Annotated in this window: 1 protein-coding gene; it reads left to right on the forward strand. The window is 58.3% G+C overall.

The annotated features are described in order from the left end of the window. Positions 1-213: 213 nt before the first annotated feature. Positions 214-19,716: an autotransporter outer membrane beta-barrel domain-containing protein gene (locus DXY16_RS14515; RefSeq protein WP_206749537.1), complete on the forward strand. Its 19,503-nt coding sequence runs from the start codon at positions 214-216 to the stop codon at positions 19,714-19,716. Position 19,717 lies beyond the last annotated feature (1 nt).

Here is a 19,717-nt window from a genome sequence, read left to right on the forward strand (position 1 = left end):
GGTGGATCCGCCTCGAAAGGTGGAGAGGGTGGTGGTGGCGGTTCCGCTGGTTCCGTCTCCCTCGGACTCTCCTCACAGATTGCGGAACTCGCTATCCAAACCAAGGGCGACAACGCCCATGCCGTCTTCCTTCAGTCCATCGGTGGTGGTGGTGGTGCCGGCGGCCTCGTCAACAACGCCTCCTCCGGTGGCAACCTCAACGCCTCCTTCTCCATGGGCGGCACCGGTGGTTCCGGTGGTTCCGCTTCCAATGTCAACTTCTACGCCGACGGCACCTTCATCACACAAGGTGATGCCTCCTACGGCGTCCTCCTCCAGTCCATCGGTGGTGGCGGTGGTCAAGGTGGCTCCGTTACCTCAAACGTTGCTGCAGGCACTGGCAACAAAACCGCCAACTCATCCTTCACTCTTGGTGCCGCCATTGGCAAAGGTGCTTCCGGTGGTGGTGGTGGCAATGCAGGTTCCGTCAACGGCTCCATTGCTGGCGCCATTGCAACCACAGGTGCTGGCTCCGTTGGTTTCTTTGCTCAGTCCGTCGGTGGTGGTGGTGGTGCCGGTGGCTCCATCACCAACAGCGCTTCTGCAGAAGGGGAGGCCAAGTTTGCCGCCTCAGCCACCTTTGGCATGGGCGGTTCCGGCGGCAAAGGCGGCAATGCAGGTTCCGTCAGCTTCCAGGTTCCTCAAAAGCTGACCATCACCACAGGTGGAACAACGGCTGCTAATGCCTCCACCTCCATCGGTCGCATCGGTGCTGGTGGTGCTGGCGCCGGTGCCCATGGTCTCCTCCTCCAGTCCATCGGTGGTGGTGGTGGTAAAGGCGGCTCCATCATCGGTGCCAATTCAGCCACAACCACCTCCAACTCCTCCTTCTCCATGGGTGGATCCGCCTCGAAAGGTGGAGAGGGTGGTGGTGGCGGTTCCGCTGGTTCCGTCTCCCTCGGACTCTCCTCACAGATTGCGGAACTCGCTATCCAAACCAAGGGCGACAACGCCCATGCCGTCTTCCTTCAGTCCATCGGTGGTGGTGGTGGTGCCGGCGGCCTCGTCAACAACGCCTCCTCCGGTGGCAACCTCAACGCCTCCTTCTCCATGGGCGGCACCGGTGGTTCCGGTGGTTCCGCTTCCAATGTCAACTTCTACGCCGACGGCACCTTCATCACACAAGGTGATGCCTCCTACGGCGTCCTCCTCCAGTCCATCGGTGGTGGCGGTGGTCAAGGTGGCTCCGTTACCTCAAACGCCTCGGCATCCGCCAAGAGCGCGAATGCAAGCTTCACGATGGGTGCAACCGTGCCGATTGGTGCTGCGGGTGGCGGTGGCTCCTGGGGACAAACCGTTCAAGGCAGTATCTCCGGGGCGATCCAAACCTCAGGCGATAACTCGATCGGCTACTTCGCCCAATCGATTGGTGGTGGTGGCGGCGTTGGCGGCTCAGTCACTGGTACAGCAAAGGGTTCAGGCAACGCCAAGATGCAGGCCTCAACAGCGGTCAGCATGGGTGGTGCTGGCGGTTCCGGTGGCTCCGGCGGTCGTGTCAACATCAACGTGCCCAAGACCCTCACCATCGTCACCGGTAATGCCAGCACCGGTACCGGTGCTGGCGCCCATGGTCTCCTGCTCCAGTCGATCGGCGGTGGCGGCGGTCAGAGCGGCTCTGTTCTGAGCTCCAAAACCTCATCAGGGAACTCCCAGACGTCCTTCCAAATGGGAGCTTCCGGTGGTCTGACCAAAGCTGGTGGAGATGGCGGCAGAGCTTCCGCCGTCACCCTTGGCAGATCAAGCCAACTCGCTGATCTCGCCATTCAAACCGGTGGTGATGGCGCTCATGCACTCTTCCTCCAGTCCGTCGGTGGTGGTGGTGGTGCAGCAGGTTCGATCAACACCGGCGCTGCTGGTGGCAACGTCTCCGCCTCAATGGCCATGGGTGGTGCCGGCGGCACCGGTGGTGGGGCTGGCGCTGTCAACCTCTTTGCTGATGGCACCTTCATCACCAAAGGCGACGGCGCCTACGGCGTCCTCCTCCAGTCCATCGGTGGTGGGGGTGGTCAGGGCGGTTCGATCACCGCCAATGCATCTCCTTCTGCAACAGACGTCAACTCCAACTTCTCCTTTGGTGCAGACGGCACCAAGGCCGGGGATGGCGGCGCTGGCGGGCAAGCCGATGACATCACCGCTCGCCTCTCTGGAAACATCGTCACCACAGGCACCCAGTCCACAGGTGTCTTTCTCCAGTCCGTGGGTGGTGGTGGTGGCGCCGGTGGCTCTATCACGAACACCGCGACCAACAGCGGCAACGCCACCTACTCCGCTTCCGCCACATTCGCGATGGGCGGCAAAGGCGGTGGCGGATCCACCGCAGGCGACGTGTCTCTCACAACCAATCGCGCGAAAGCCCTGCGCGTCTCCACTACTGGGGAGTCGGCCAAAGGCATCCTGCTCCAGTCCATCGGTGGTGGTGGTGGTCAAGGTGGTTCCATCCACAACAAAGCCGCGAACAGCACCACCAAGGCGGAGCTCGGTGGATTCGCAGCCGGTGTCTCCGGAGCTGGCGGTGGCGGTGGCAACAGCGGTTCGGTCCGCCTGAACGCCAATGACCTCATCATCACCACCACTGGTAACAACGCCATCGCTCTGATGGCTCAGTCCATCGGCGGTGGCGGCGGTAGCGCTGGCAGCAACGTCAATAACGTTCAAGGCGGTGACGTCAGCGTCAACGTTGGCATCGGTGCCAGCGGTGGAGACGGCGGCAATAGCGGTGCCGTGTCGATCAACATCCAAGACGGCACCATCCTCACGTCTGGCGATAACGCCACAGCCCTTTACATCCAATCCGTCGGCGGTGGTGGTGGTAGCTCCAGCAGCTTTGTTGGCGGCACCTCCTCCTCCAAGATCTCCCTCAACGGAACCATCGGCGGCTCAGGTGGTTCCGGCGGCAACAGCGGCAGCGTCTCCATCACCAATGCCGCCGACATTCAAACCACAGGCGCCAACGCCATTGCCATCTACGCCCAGTCCGTCGGTGGTGGTGGTGGTGAAGCCTCCCTCGCCACGCCTTCATCCGCAGAAGGCAACACCATCAGCGGCACCCTCCAGGTCGGTGGCACCGCCGGTGGCGGCGGCAGTGCCGGCAATGTCTCCGTCACGAACAACGGCATCGTCATCACCAAGGGGAGCCAATCCCATGGTGTCTTCTCCCAATCGGTTGGCGGAGGTGGCGGTCGTATCAGCATCGCCACCCCAAGCGCCAGCGCAGGCACTGATGCCTCCATCAGCTTTGGCGGTTCCGGCGGCGACGGTGGTAATGCCAGCAACGTCTCCGTCACCAACTCCGGGGTCATCGATGTCAGCGGCAATGCTGCCTACGGCATCTATGCCCAGTCTGTCGGTGGTGGTGGTGGCTCCCTCTCCAGCACTGCTGCCATGAGTGCATCTCTCGGCGGATCCGGCGGATCCGGCGGTAATTCCGGCAACATCACCATTACCAACAACGCTGGTGCTGACATCGTCACCCGTGGTGACAACGGTATCGGTGTCTTTGCCCTCGCCATCGGTGGTGGTGGTGGCGACATCGGCAGCAGCCAAGACTCCCTCAGCCTCGGTGCATCCGGTGGTAAAGGCGGCAGTGCGGGCAACGTCACACTCACCAACGCCGGCAATATCACCACCTATGGCACCGGCTCCTATGGCGTCGTCGCGAAATCCATCGGTGGCGGTGGCGGACGCGCCACCGCCAACATCAATCAAGGCACCCTCAGCCTCGGCGGGTCTGGCGGTTCAGGTGGTGGCTCAGGCACCGTCACCCTGCGCAACAGCGGCGACATCCTCACCTTTGGCAGCTCCTCCATCCCCGTCTATCTCCACAGCGTCGCTGGTGGTGGTGGTGATGTCCAATCTGGCTTTGGCAACGCCACCCTCGGCAGCAATGGCGCCACCGGTCGCTCTGGAAAAACCGAACTCTTCAACACCGGCACCCTCCAATCCAACTCGGAGTTCTCCCCCGCGATCCTCTATCAAGCCATCGGTGGCGGTGGTGGTTCCGCTGACAGCGCTAAGGGCACCGTCCAAATCGGTTCAAGCAATGCCGCTGGGCTCCAATCCGCCCAGGCCATGGGCTTACGCAACGAAGGCAGCCTCATCACCCTCGCCCGCTATTCCCCCGCGATCTTCGCCCAGTCCATCGGTGGTGGTGGCGGTCGCATCGCCCAGACCTCTGGTGGCTCGGTCACCATCGGCAGCATTGATGCCGCAGCCTCTGCCGATCTCTCTGGCGGTGACATCAGAATCAATAACTTGGGGAAAATACTCTCCACCAAAGGCGATTACAGCCAGGCACTTTCCGCTCAATCCATCGGTGGTGGTGGCGGTTGGGTCGGACCCGTCGAAGGGAATCTGATCCTCGGCGCTCAAAACAGTGCTGCTCCCATGGATGGCGGTGACATCACTGTGATGAACCGGTCTGTGATCACCACCACAGGCAACACCTCACCAGGCATCAGCCTCCAATCCATCGGTGGTGGTGGTGCCTATACCGGACAAGTCGACGGTTCGGCTCAGTTCGGCAGCATCAGCAGTTCTGGTAGCCACAACGCAGGCAAGGTCTACCTCATCAACTCCGGCTCTGTTCAAACCAGCGGCAACTTCAGCCCTCTGATCAACGTTCAATCCATCGGTGGCGGTGGCGGCCGTGCCGGCGACATCGGCACCAGCCTCAACCTCGGTGCTGTCAACCTCATCGGCGCATCCGCCAATGGTGGTGATGTCACCGTGCGCAACAGCGCAAAACTGCTCATCAGCAAAGGGCTGAGCTCACCCGCTCTCCTTGCCCAGTCCATCGGTGGTGGTGGTGGTGCCAGCGCTGAAGTCACAGGCAACGTCACGATGGGTGCCAGCGGCACCGGCAGCGCCAACGCTGGTGCTGTGAACGTCACCAGCTCCAGCCTGATCCAGACCACCGGTAACAATTCCATCGGTCTGCTTGCCCAATCCATTGGTGGTGGCGGTGGTGTGGCTGGACTCTCCGTCGGTGATGCCGTCATCCTCGGCGGCTCCCTCGTTGGCAACGCCTCCGGTGGAACTGTCAACGTCACAAGCACCGGTGACATCACTACCACCGGTATTAATGCAGCTGCACTCCTCGCCCAATCCATCGGTGGTGGTGGTGGTGCAGCGGCCAAGTCCCTTGGCACCCTCAGCAGACTCGGTGCCAGCGCTGGCAACATCGCCAACGCTGAAAACGTCACCGTCACCAACAGGGGCATCCTCCAAACCGCAGGCAATGGCTCCCCAGCCCTGATGGTTCAATCCATCGCAGGCGGCGGCGGATACATCGCTGAGACGAACGCCCTTGCCCGCTACAGCGTCACTCTCGCGGGGAGCAACCTCACCTCCGCCAACGCAGGTGACGTCAAGCTCACAAACACCGGTCGGTCTCTTGTCACCGTGGGTGCCTACAGTCCCGCCCTCGTCGCCCAATCCATCGGTGGTGGCGGTGGTTGGTCATTGCTGCGCAGCACACCCAATGCCCAGCTCGGTAGTGAAGCTGGCACCAGCCTCAAAGGCGGCAATGTCACGCTGACGAGCACCAGCACGATCGGTACAGCAGCAAACTTCTCCACCGCTGCGGTGATTCAGTCAGTCGGCGGCGGCGGTGGAGTCACCGGCAATGCCCTCGGCAATGTCACCCTTGGCGCCTCCAAGGTGAGAGGCAACCTCAGCGCTGGTTCCATCAACGCCAAACTTACGGGCAACGCCATCACCGAAGGGCAAAACTCGGCTGCACTGGTGGTTCAGTCGGTTGCAGGTGGTGGTGGATTTGGTGCTGAAGTGAAAGGCAATGCCGTTCTCGGCATGACAAGCACAGCCAGCAGTGCTGCCGACGCAGGTTCAGTGACCTTCTTAGGTTCTGGAGAACTGGTGGTGACCAAAGGCATCGATGCCCCGGCGATTGTTCTTCAAACCATCGGTGGTGGTGGTGGTTGGATCGGAAATGTGGGCGGCAATGCAACGCTGGGAGCCACTCAGATTGGCAGTGCCAATGCAGGCTCCATCCAGGCAAGCATCAATTACAAATCGATTCAGACCATCGGAGAAAACTCCACCGGCATCTTGGCTCAGGCCATCGCTGGAGGTGGTGGATTTACCGGATCAACAAAAGGTAGCGTTCTGAATCTGGGTGGAACAATTGCGGGCAATAGCACAAGCAACGCAGGCGATGTGACGCTGACGAATAACGCCATAATCATCACTTCAGCTGGAACCGATAACATTTCAGGGATCAATTCGGCAGCAATCATTGCCCAGTCCATCGGCGGTGGGGGCGGTGCATCGGCCACGAGCAAGGGAGACGCTATCCGCTTAGGCGGCATCTCCACCGCCACAGAGTCGGGGAGTTTGCCAACAATCACAACAGGCAATGTGGAGATCACTAATAAGGGAATCCTGAGCACAAGTTCAGTAGGGTCAGCAGGTCTAATTGCCCAGTCCATTGCTGGCGGTGGTGGCTATATTTCACAAACTGGTGATTACGAAGAATACTCAGTCTCTTTTGGCAGCAATGGAGCGATCAATGCCAAAGCCGGGAACGTCAATGTCAACAACACTGGTGCTCAAATTGCAACATCAGCCAACTTCTCACCCGCACTTGTGGCTCAATCCATTGGTGGTGGTGGTGGATTCTCACTGCTAACAGCCAGCGGGAATGGAACAACACAACTTGGAAGCCTGAACAATTCTGGCAGTGCCAGCTCAGGCGATGTGCAGGTCACCGCTCGCTCCATTCTCTACACCCAAGGAGACTATGCATCAGCGCTGACGGCTCAGTCGATCGGTGGCGGCGGTGGTTACACAGGAAGTGCACTAGGAGATGCCAACTTCGGAGCCAAGCAAGTGAGCGGCAATCTCAGCGCAGGAAATGTTGTGGCCAATCTCACAGGAAATGTCGTCACTGAAGGAAAGAACTCTTCCGCCATGGTGATTCAATCGATCGCCGGAGGTGGCGGCTTTGGAGCTGAAGTCATCGGAAACGCCACACTTGGGATGACAAGCTCAGGGCCAGGAACTGCCAACGCCGGTTCGATCACCTTTACTGGATCTGGCAAAGCAGTAGCCACAGAAGGGAATGACTCACCAGCACTCGTGATGCAAACCATCGGTGGAGGTGGTGGCTGGATTGGAAATGTGGGAGGAAATACAACACTCGGCGCCACACAAATCGGCAGTAGCAATGCCGGGTCGATCGAGGCCAATATCAACTACACAACTATCCAAACAAAAGGAGACAACTCAACAGGAATCTTGGCGCAAGCAATTGCCGGAGGTGGCGGCTTCACCGGCACACAGACTGGCAATATTGCGACGATGGGCGGCACGATTGCAAGCAACAGCACGAGCATTGCCGGCGATGTCAAAGTAACCAACAAGGCAACGATCGCGACATTCGGAGTCAACTCTGCAGCGATCATTGCTCAATCCATTGGTGGTGGTGGTGGCTCTTCCGCAACCAGTGCGAGCAGTACCGTGCGAATGGGCTCTATTTCCACTGCAGCGGAGTCAGCAGATATCCCAGTCATCACGACCGGCAATGTCACGGTCAGCAACACAAGCAATCTCAGCACAACAAAGGTCGGGTCAGCAGGCCTCCTCGCACAGTCCCTAGCTGGCGGTGGTGGATACTTGGCTCAAACAGGCAGTGACAAAAAATACAAAATTACGTTTGGCAGCAGCGGGGAGCTCAACGCAACCGCAGGTGCCGTCACAGTCAACAACTCTTCCAAGGCAATTACTACCAAAGGGAATTATTCACCTGCTTTAGTCGCGCAATCGATTGGAGGTGGCGGTGGCTATAGCTTGCTGAATGCAAGTGGCTTGGGAGAAACACGAATCGGCGCCATTAACAACAACAGCGGCAGCGCCAACTCCGGCAACGTCACTGTGGAAAATAAGGCAATCCTCTGGACCACCGGTGCATTCTCCGCAGCCCTAACGGCCCAAACAATCGGAGGCGGTGGCGGCGTGATTAGCTCCGCCGCTGGAGATCTTGCGCTTGGCACTAAAAACCATCTTGCCGCTGCAGCATCAGGTGACATCAAGGTCACCAACACGAACCTTGTTCAAACCGATGGGAACTATTCGAGTGGAATCATTATTCAGTCGATTGGAGCCGGAGGCGGATACATTGCCGGGTCCTCAGGCGGAAAAGCGACACTTGGAGCAGTGAATGGCCTTAGCGATACGTTAGGTACAGCGGGCAGCATCACTCTCTCTTCAACAGGACAGTCGATCCAAACGTCAGGGATTGGTTCAACGGCAATCCTGGCTCAATCCATTGGCGGCGGTGGTGGATTCATTGGCTCTTCCAAAGATGGGGTGACATTCGGAGGTACTAATCTGAAGAACATCAACGCTGGCAATGTCAACGTCACCAATACCAGCTTGCTCAGCACAACAGGCGGTGCATCAGCGGCCCTTGTTGTTCAGAGTATTGGTGGTGGCGGTGGTGTCGTCAGCCTCACCAGCAATGAGACAATTCAGCTGGGGGGTGACAATATAATTGACTCCATAGCAGGCAATATCAATATCAAAAATAGTGGAAATATCTCTACTACAGGGGTTACATCACCCCTGATCATGGCGCAGTCCATCGGTGGTGGCGGTGGCTACGCCACCCTAAACAATGAAATCGCGAAGGCTGACAACACACAAACTCTGCAAATGGGTGATAACGGCTCTCTTCGTGCACGTAGCGGATCAATCACCCTCACCAATTCGGGCAATCTCTCATCCAAAGGCATCTCTTCGTCTGCGATGGTTGTGCAGTCGATTGGTGCAGGTGGCGGCAACGTGCGCCGGCTGGACCAAAAGGAGCTCGCATCCAATCTTCAATTGGGAGCGAGTACAACCGGCAATGGCTCAGGAGGAGATATCACGGTAAGCAACACCGGCAACTTCATCACAACTGAAGGCGATTATGCCAGAGGCATCCTGATCCAATCCATCGGTGGTGGTGGCGGTTGGCTGGCAGGGAGCACAGCAGAAGATACAACCGTCCAAGTCGGATCGCTCTCGCCATATGGAACTGTCAAAGGCGGAAACATTGACGTCATCAACAGAGCCAACATCACAACTACTGGATTGAGTGCAGGGGCTATTACTGTTCAATCCATTGGCGGCGGCGGCGGATTGATTGGCAATAAAGTTGGCACCCTTCAGTTGGGGATTGCCAAAGGGTCTGGACAGAGTGATTCGGGATCTGTAGACGTAACAAACTCTGGGTCAATTAGCACCAAGGGAGTTGATGCACCAGCTCTCCTACTTCAATCGATTGCTGGTGGAGGTGGTCGTGCCGATCAGTATTACGGCAATGTTCAGGTCGGACTCACAGGCCGAAACGGTACGCTCAGTGCGACCAGCGGCCTGGTTAAGCTTATCAATACTGGCAAGTCTATTTACACAGAAGGCAACAGCTCGCCTGGTATCGCAGCACAGTCAATTGGCGGTGGTGGTGGTTTCATCGGAGAAAATAGATTCACAGGAACACCACCTAGCTCATGGAAAGGGCATATGGGAAGTGGCGCCTATCAATGGGACAAACAAGGTTCTGTCGTTCCCGATGTCTATGGAGACATGGACAATGCCGGGAATATTGAGATCACAAACACGGCCTCAATCACTACAAAGGGGGAAATTTCACCCGCCTTGGTTGCACAATCGATCGGCGGTGGCGGGGGTTATGCCGGCAGCATGAATGCAGCAAAAATCTCACTCGGAGCAAATGGATTCATTTCTAGCGATGCTGGCAATGTTGTAGTTAACAACAGCGGAGATATCAGCACCACAGGGGCAGGCTCCGGTGGCATCCTTGCCCAATCAATTGCTGGGGGTGGTGGTTTCCTCAGCGCAAGAATCATCAGCCAAATGTTCCTGGGCTCTCTTTACACAGCCAGTTCCACCAGTGGGAAAGTTACCGTCACAAACTCCGGAAACATCAGCACAACGGGTCGAGGCTCCATTGGATTGCTTGCACAAAGCGTGGGTGGCGGTGGCGGTGTCAACGCCTATGCTCAATTAAAGGGGGATTTGCTTACCGATACTGAAGGGAGCTATCGCCTGTTCCTCTCTGGTCACAAAGCATTTAACTCAGGTTCAGAAGACATCACCGTTAAAAATACAGGTGATTTCATTACAACCACGGGAAGAGGTGCTCCAGCTCTCTTGATCCAAAGTGTTGGTGGTGGCGGTGGCTGGACGGACCTCCAATCTGCAAGCAACAGCAACTTACGCCTGGGCAGCCAAGATGGCTCTGTTGGCTTTGGTGGCAACATCGACGTCAACAACACAGCCAATCTCTCCACCACAGGAAATTATTCGCAAGCCATCCGCGTGCAAACCGTAGGCGGTGGTGGTGGTGCCGTGAGCGCCAAAGCAAATTCGGTACGGATGGGCGCCAAAGACATGGCTGGCAACAGTAGTGGTGGCGTCATCACATTCAGCAATAGCGGCAACATCTCAACAACGGGTGATGGCTCCACAGGCATCAACATCATGAGCTTGGGAGGAGGTGGTGGAACCATTTTCGGGACATCGACCGCCCTGGCAAACATGGGAATGAGCGCACAAAATCTCACCGTTGACGCCAGTGGCGGCAACGTCACTGTTGAAAATACTGGTAGCTTTATTACCACCTCAGGTGAAGCGGCAACTGCTATCACTGCTGTCAGCGGTGGCGGCGGTGGTGGATTCATCGCTGAAATCGGTGGCGATCTGTTGGTTGGTGCCAACACCAAAGGCAACACAACAGCAGGCAATGTATCTGTCACCAATACAGCCGTACTAAACACGCTTGGTGACGGATCAATTGGTCTTGCAGCTGTCAGCCATGGAGGAGGACAGGCACTCACAGGACCGGTAACAAAAGGGGAGAATCTGATATCAGTAGGAAACGTCGGCGGCTCCGATGGATCCGGTGGCGCAGTCACCGTCAACAACACCGGTGTCATCACGACAACTGGAGCTGCTGCACCGGCGATTCTTGTGCAATCGGCTGGTGGCGGTGGCATCTATGCACCAGTGGCATCTGATCCAAAGTTCTTCTGGCTTGGCAATGCCAGCACGAATACTGAAGGCAATGCCGGCAGCACAATCACCATTAACACCAAGGGAGACATCACCACTAAAGGCATAGGTTCACAAGCATTGATTGCTCAATCCATCGGTGGTGGTGGTGGCTTCTTAGGAGACATCACGCCTGCCAAAGGCGGATTGAGCGCTGCTCTTCTCGGAAGCCAAGGTCCACAAGGCATCGATAAGAAAAAGACAGCTATCGATTGGTACGAAGACTGGGAAAAAATAATCAATGAAGAAGCTGCTGGTGACAGTAACTACTTCAAATCGCTGGGAAAACTGGACCGAGTCGACGCGATGATCGTCAAAAATAAAACAGTTGGCATAGGTGGAGGCGGCAATGCCAATGCCGTCAATATCACAATCAACGCCGAGCAATACTACACACAAGGCGACAATTCGTCCGTAGTTCTTGCACAAAGCATTGGCGATGGTGGAGGGTGGCTCCTACTCGACCAAGGAAACAATTACTCCTTCCTCGGCTCAATCCAAGCCAATGGTGGAAAAGGTGGCGCCATCACCATTAACAGCAAAGTTAATTTGTTTAGCTTAGGCATCAACTCCCCAGCCCTTGTCGCCCAATCGATTGGCGGTGGCGGTGGTGCCACTGGTGACTCTCACAAATTTGCAAGGATCGGAACTCTGCAAGGACGAGGAGACACCAGCGCAGGCGATGTGACAATCAAGCAAACCGGCAATGTCAGCACCAAAGGCATCTACTCCAGCGGCCTGCTAGCCCAATCCATCGGCGGTGGCGGTGGGCTCGTCGGCATTGTTTCAGGCGCTGTCAGCGTTGGATCGATACAGTCCCGCGCCTCGCAGACATCGAGCGCAGGCAAGGTCAATGTCTCCACAGACGGGACGATTCAAACAACAGGCAACAACTCCCCTGCCTTAGTGGCGCAGTCCATCGGTGGTGGTGGTGGCTGGATCGGCCAGGCTGACGGCCAAGTTGACATTGGTTCGTTCGGCACACTCGCAAGCAACAACCAAGGGAATTCGGTTGCAGTCAGCACGAATGGTGCGATTCAAACTTTCGGCAGCAACAGCACAGGAATCCTTGCCCAATCCATCGGTGGCGGTGGCGGCTTCCTAGGCATCAACACAGCAAATGATTATCGAATGCTCCTAGGCGCCACTAACTCAACAGGCTCAAACAACTCTGCCGATATTTCAGTTGACAACAAAGGCGCTATTACCACAACTGGCAATAACTCAGCCGCCCTCATCGCGCAAAGCATCGGCGGTGGCGGCGGCTCAGGGGCCATCAACTGGGAAAAATCAGATAACCGGAACGGGAACGAATCAACTCCTCTATTCCTTCTTGGTGGGATCAATGGAAGATCTGCCAATTCAGGCAACATTACAGTCAACAATCAATCCAACCTGACCACGACCGGCCTGGGATCGCCAGCACTGCTCATGCAAAGCATTGCGGGAGGAGGAGGCTCCATCCAATCGTTGAATGATGCCTACGCTGGCCTAATTCAATTCGGCTACGACTCAGGCACCAGCAGCAACACTCAAGCCTCCGCAGGCTCGATCAACTTCAACTCCAAAGGTGGCAGCGTCATCTCAACATCTGGAGAGCGCTCAGCGGCTGCCATCCTGCAGTCGATTGGAGGAGGCGGTGGCTGGGGATTAGTAACTTCCAGGACACAATCCATGCTGGGCAGCGGATTTACTTTCGGGAAATATTTCACCGACACAAAAAATGTACGTTTTACGGGGATAGCAACAGGCGGACCAATCACTTCCAATGTCAGTGGAACCCTGCAAACCAGCGGCAATAACAGCCCTGCTTTTGTCGTTCAGACCATCGGCGGCGGCGGCGGGTTTGCAGGCAATGCAACAACTAATGGCTGGTTAGGGGCTTACATCAATGCTGCCTCCGTCGGCATCACCGGTTCGAGCAATCTGCCAATGCCGATCGCCTGTCGCTTCGGGTCTTGCGAAATTCAACCGGTTGAACAAACAGTTCTGGCTGATATTGAAGGTGACCTGATCACGCAAGGTTCCACATCCCCGGTCATGCTTGTCCAGGCCATCGGTGGTGGTGGTGGCCGTCTTGGCACTGTTGGCGGTAACGCCACCCTCGGCCTCGACAGCCTTGGTGTCAGCAAAGGAGATGGCGGTGCCATTCGCGTGGTCAGCAATGCCGGTGCCTCTCTCACCTCCCTCGGCAATGATTCCGCTGCTCTGGTGATTCAATCCATCGGTGGTGGTGGTGGCTCAGTCAATTCCATCGGCGGAAACGCCACTCTCGGCGGCTCGGGCACCGGTAGCTTCCGTGCTGGTGCCATCACCCTCAACGGACCCTTCACTGCTCTCACCAAAGGCATCAACAGCCCCGGTGTAGTGATGCAATCCATCGGTGGTGGTGGTGGTCTCGCCGCTAATGTGGATGGCGATCAAATCAACTTCGGCACCGTCAGCACAGGCAACACCTCAGCCGGTGATGTCACTGCCATCAGTCAGCGCTGGAATATCTCAACGCAGAAACTCAACTCACCGGGCCTCATCCTCCAATCCATCGGCGGAGGCGGCGGCGTTGCCTACACCTCCAAATCCTCCGTCAGCCTTGGCGGCGATGTAGTTGGCCAAACCAGCTCCGGATCGATCAGCCTCACCTCCAAGAGCAACTCAAGGATCCAAACCACAGGTGTTTCTTCCCCAGCAGTAATCGCCCAAACCATTGGCGGTGGCGGCGGTTACGTCGGTGGCGACGGCAGTGGTGATTCAGCTGCTGTGGAACTGGGTGGCAGTGGCCAAATGATCGGCAATAGCGGTTCGATTGATCTTTACTTCAGCAGTGCCAGCAACCTGGTTACCACGGGCGTGCAATCGCAAGGGGTGATTGCCCAATCCATCGGTGGCGGCGGCGGTTTCACCTCCCAAAGCGGAGACATCATGCGCATCGGCATGGATGGCGGTATCGCCAATGCTTCCGATGTGCTCATCACCCAACAAGGCACGATCATCACCACCGGCAAACACTCAGAAGGCATCGTTGCTCAATCAATTGGTGGTGGTGGCGGTAGCGCTGGAGCCAGCAGCACCAGCCTTGTGATGGGAGCCGCCAATGCCAGCGGTAATGCCGGCAACGTCACCCTCAACAACACCGGCGGAACCATTCAGACCACAGGCGATTACAGCATCGGTGTGGTCGCCCAATCCGTTGGCGCCGGTGGTGGTCGGATCGGCAGTGCCAGCGGCTCTCTCACCCTTGGAGCTAACGGAGCCAGCGGCAATGCTGGCAATGTCACCATCAACAACACGGGTGGAACGATTGCAACCAGAGGCAATTACGCACCCTCTTACCTGATGCAATCCGTCGGTGGTGGCGGAGGCATGGTCGGCCTTGGTGACAGCAACGGCAGCGGTACCGTCATCCTCGGTGGTGGCAGCAGCGGCACCGCCGGCTCCGGCGGCAAACTCACTCTTATCGAAGGCGGTGGCATTCTCCAAGCCACGGGGCAATTCTCACCTGGCGTGATCCACCAATCCATCGGTGGCGGTGGTGGCTGGATCGGCAGCGTTCCCGCTGGCACCGTCCAACTCGGTGGCCTCACCACCGGGACCTCCACCAGCGCTGACCTCGAACTCACCCTCCCCTTTGAGATTCTCACCACCGGCGCTGCCAGCCCTGGAGCCGTTCTCCAGTCCATCGCTGGCGGTGGCGGCATCGTCGCTGATGTGGGCGGCAACGTCACCATCGGTGGCACCCAGCAAGCCAATGTCGACGCCTCCGCTGGCTCCCTCAACTACACCCAGCTCTCCCGCAGCATCACCACCGGTGGTGCTGACAGCCCCGGTGTTGTCCTCCAGTCCATCGGTGGTGGTGGTGGTCTCCTTGGTGCCGTCGATGGCAGCGTCACCACCGGCAGCACCTCAGCTGCCGGCAGCGATGTCCGCGGTGGGGCCATCACAGCCACCAGCGCTGCTCCCATCACCACCATCGGCATCAGCTCTCCTGGTTTCACCATCCAATCCATCGGTGGCAGTGGAGCCCTCATCGGCAGTGCTCCAACCTCCGTCACAGCAGGCGGCAGCGGTTTTGGCGATAGCCGCTCAGGCGCCATCACCTTCACCAACTCCGGTGAGATCAAAACCGCCGGTCTCAATTCCACCGGTGTGATCCTCCAGTCCATTGCTGGCGGCGGTCTCTACACCACCTCAGCTGGCAGCAACGCCGTCAGTCTCGGCGGCTCGGTGATCGGCAACAACGACAGCGCTGCCATCACCTTCACCAACTCCGGAGCCATCACGACTGTCGGCAGCAATTCAGCAGCGATCGTCGCCCAATCCATCGCCGGTGGTGGTGGTGCTGTATTTGGCCTCGAAAACGCCACCGCCACATCCATCACGCTCGGTGGCGAAAACGCCAGTGAAAACAAGGCCAGCGCCCTGAACCTGACCATCACCGGAAACCTCACCACCACAGGCAATCTCTCCCCTGCTCTGCTCGCCCAGTCCATCGGTGGTGGTGGTGGCTATGCACCTCTGCCCTCTGCCAACGCCCGCGCCGGTGCCATCAACAGTCTCAACCTTGATGGCAGCAGTGTTGAGCTCAACCTGAGCGCTGATGTGCTCACGACGGGCTTTGGCAGCGACGGCCTGCTAGTCCAATCCATCGGTGCTGGCGGTGGTGTCGTGGGCTCCTCCACAAGCTTCCTCACCATGGGCGCATCGAACCTCGCCAACGGCGATGCAGCTGACGTCACCGTCAACAGCACAGGCACCATCAGCACCACCGGTGCACAATCCATCGGCATCTTTGCCCAGTCAATCGGCGCCGGTGGTGGACGCGCTGGCACCGCCGCCGGCAGCGTCACCCTCGGTGCCAACGGCGCCACTGGTGATGCCGGTAACGTCTCCCTCAACCTCGCCGCTGACGGCGGTAACGGTTCAATCATCACCACAGGCGCGCAATCACCCGCCTTTGTGCTCCAGTCCGTCGGCGGCGGCGGTGGCCTGGTCTTCCCAAGCACCGACACCAGCAGCGGCGATCTTCTCCTCGGTGGTGGAACAGAAGGCAGCCAAGGTTCGGGCGGTGTGATCAGCTTCACGGCCGGAGGGAACAGCGCCATCACCACCATCGGTGCAGGATCCAGCGGCCTCTCCTATCAATCCATTGGTGGCGGCGGTGGTTACACCGGCAGCACCAGTGCCAATGCCCAACTGGGCGGCCGATACCTCGGCACATCCTCCGCTGCTGATCTCAGTCTCAGCAGTCAGATCAATGCCGCCACCAATGGAACCGATGCGGCAGCCTTGATGCTCCAATCCATTGGCGGCGGTGGCGGCCGCGTTGGCGACGTTGGCGGCAACGCCAACCTCGGCGGTACATCCGGCCTGCTCGGTACTCCGGAAGGCACAGGTGGTTCCCTCAATCTCACCATCGATTCCAACCTCATCAGCTCTGGTGATCGCGGCGCCGGTGCCATCGTTCAAGCAATCGGCGGTGGTGGTGGTGTCGCTGGCGCCATCGGCGGCAATGCCATCCTTGGCGGACAAGGCCTTGGCAATCGCAGCGCAGGAGCGCTGACGCTCACGATCAACAACAAGGTGGGCTCCGCTGGCAGTCATGCCCCTGGCCTGATCGCCCAGACCGTCGGCGGCGGTGGCGGCAGCGTCGACACCGTGGCAGGAAACCTCAGCCTCGGCCGCACCTCTTCGGTCGCCAACACCGGCAACACATCCGCCGCTGCCATCGAGCTCACGATCAACTCCGGTGCACAGCTGTTCAGCACTGGTAGTACCAGCCCGGCACTGATGGCTCAGACCATCGGCGGAGGCGGCGGGTTTGCCGCATCCACCACTGGGACCGTGCAGCTGGGCAGCGGCGGCAGCGGCACCCTCAATGCCAATGCAAGCGCAGGCGGCATCACGTGGAGCAATGCAGCCGGAGGCGTCGTGACGGAAAACACAGCAACGGGCGTGAAGGCCACCGAAGTGCCTGGAATCTCAACCAGCGGCAATTTCTCTCCTGCCGTTGTGCTCCAATCCATCGGCGGTGGTGGTGGATACACCACCGGAGGTAGCAGCGTCAGCTTCTCCGCTGCTGACCATGGCGGCAGCTCCACAACCGCAGGTGACATCAGAGTCACCAATAGTGGTGTGATCACAACCAGCGGTGACAACAGCTTTGGCATGCTGATCCAAAGCATCGGTGGTGGTGGTGGTGTCGGCGGCTCCTCCTCGGGAGTGGTCAGTCTCAACAACACCAATAAAGACTCCAGCTCTGGCAACATCTGGCTCACCAACACCGGCACCATCCGCACTAGCGGCAAAGGCTCCCATGCTGTCGTGGCTCAGAGTCTTGCCGGTGGTGGTGGCTTCGTCTTTGGCGGCGTCAACAAGGCCAGTGCCCATAAAGCCTTGAGCACCCCAAGCGGGACATCAGGCAACCTCACCTACAACAACTCAGGCACGATCAGCGCCACCGGCGAGAACGCTGTGGCCTTGCTCTTCCAAACAGCCACAGGCGGCGCCTACCTCTACCAAAACCCTGATGGGACGGTGAGCAACATCACTGAAGGCAGCACCGATACGGTCCAGTACACCGATGAATTCACGTATGACGAACGTCAATACTTCGGTGCACGTGCCGGTGAAGTGAAAGTGATCAACACCGGTGTCATCATCTCCAGCGGGGAAGGTGGCATTGGCATCACCAAGAGCACAAGCGCCATCAGCGGCAACTTGAACGTTGTCAATGAAGCTGGTGCTGTCATTCAAGGTGGCACTGGCAGCGATGCGGCCGCCATCGTGCTGCCCACAAACACCGTTGAACGCGTCACCAATTACGGCACCATCATTGGCGGCAGTGATGGCAGTGGTGAAGCCATTCGAGGCCCAGGTGGTCCGGATGAAATCAAAAACTACGGCGAAATCTCTGGAGACATCATCATTCCAGGGCTCACCAAGAACATCTACAACGCCCCGGATGCACGCCTCGAGTCGAACCTCGTTCTAGCCAATGGCAATGTCACCCTTTATCAGCGTGGCGTTGTGAACCCCGGCGGTGAGTACCGCATCGGTGATCTCAAGGTCTACGCCAACTACGGAACCACCCACACCTCCCTCTACGAGGCAGACCTCGTTCTCCGCTCCGGCAAAACTGACAACCTCACCACCCACTACCGCGCTGATCTCAACGGCACCGTTGAACTCCTCGCCAACCAGGTCGGTCAGGCCATGCCTGGATCCTTCGTCTCAGAAGGCATCATCAATGCCCAAGAAGGCATCACCATCGGTGATCTCAAGCTGATCGCTCCCAAATCAGCCGTTGCCTCCTTTGACTTCGAGCTCACCAACAACAACACTGATCTCGCCTTCCACTACGACGTTGACTATGCACCAGGCGGACTGGATCCCAACTCCACCGCCGTCGGCAAGGCCGTCAACACCATCCAAGCCGCTGGCAGCACAGCAGACTTCAACGCCATTGCTGCGCTGATCTTTGCCAAGGAGACCAAAGGCGAGCTCAACAAGCTCTACCGTCAGCTCTCTGGTGCCACCTCCGCTGCCTTCCCGCAAGTGGCTCTCGCCACTGGCCAGGCCTTCCAGCAAGAAGTCAACACCAGCCTTGATTCCGCTGTTCTCTCACAGCTGCAGCGGTGCATCCTCAACGTCCAAACTCTCCAGCCTGGTGACACCTATACGGGTGATCCAAGCGACTGCGGCAAGTGGCGCACATGGGTGGAAGCCGGGGGTTCCGATGCATCAACACCTGGCAGCGGTAGCTCAGCCAAAGCCGGCTACAACACCTCCGCCTTCAAAACCTCCGTCGGTGCTGACACCCTCGTGGGTGACAACACCCTGATCGGTATCGCTGGTCGCTTTGACAACCTCTGGACCACCACCGATGAACCCACCACCTTCGGGAAAACCGAGGGCTGGAGCGGAATGCTCTATGCCAAGCAGCGCCTGTCCTCCTCCACCTGGCTCACTGGATCCTTCTCCGCTGGTGGTTTCGCAACCGACACCACCCGTCAGGTCAACATCCAGGGCTACCCCTCCACCGAGGAAGGTTCCTCCAGCAGCACCGCCATCGGCGGCAGCCTCCGCCTCAGTCATCTGATCAGCACCGGCAACCAGGGCAGCCTCACCCCAAGCCTCGGCCTCAGCTGGCTGCAGCTCAACCAAGCGAGTTACTCCGAGAGCACGACAACCAACAACCGCGCCTATATCCAGCCCGGTAACCCCCTGATCAAAACCGACGATCCAGGCAAAGCCAGTTACTCCCTTAAGTACGACGCCGCCACCTACAACTCCGTTCCACTCGAACTCGCCATCGCCTTCAAGCAACCCTTTAAGACCGGTAGCACCACCTTCATCCCCCGAATCAGCCTCGGCTATGCCTGGGATCTCGGTGATACCAACCGGGCCCTCACCGCCAGCTTCCGCTCGGCTCCAAAGGGCTCCTTCACGGTGGATGGCACACCGGCACCGACCTCCTGGTTCAACGTTGGGCTCGGCCTAGACGTCGCACTCAACAACCGCTTCTCGCTCTACTTCAATGGCCTTGGTCAGATTTCACCAGCTAGCACCCAATCCATCAACTACAACGGTGGATTTAGGTGGAGCTTCTGAT

It is taken from the genome of Synechococcus sp. UW105, assembly GCF_900473935.1.
Classification (GTDB): Bacteria; Cyanobacteriota; Cyanobacteriia; order PCC-6307; family Cyanobiaceae; genus Synechococcus_C.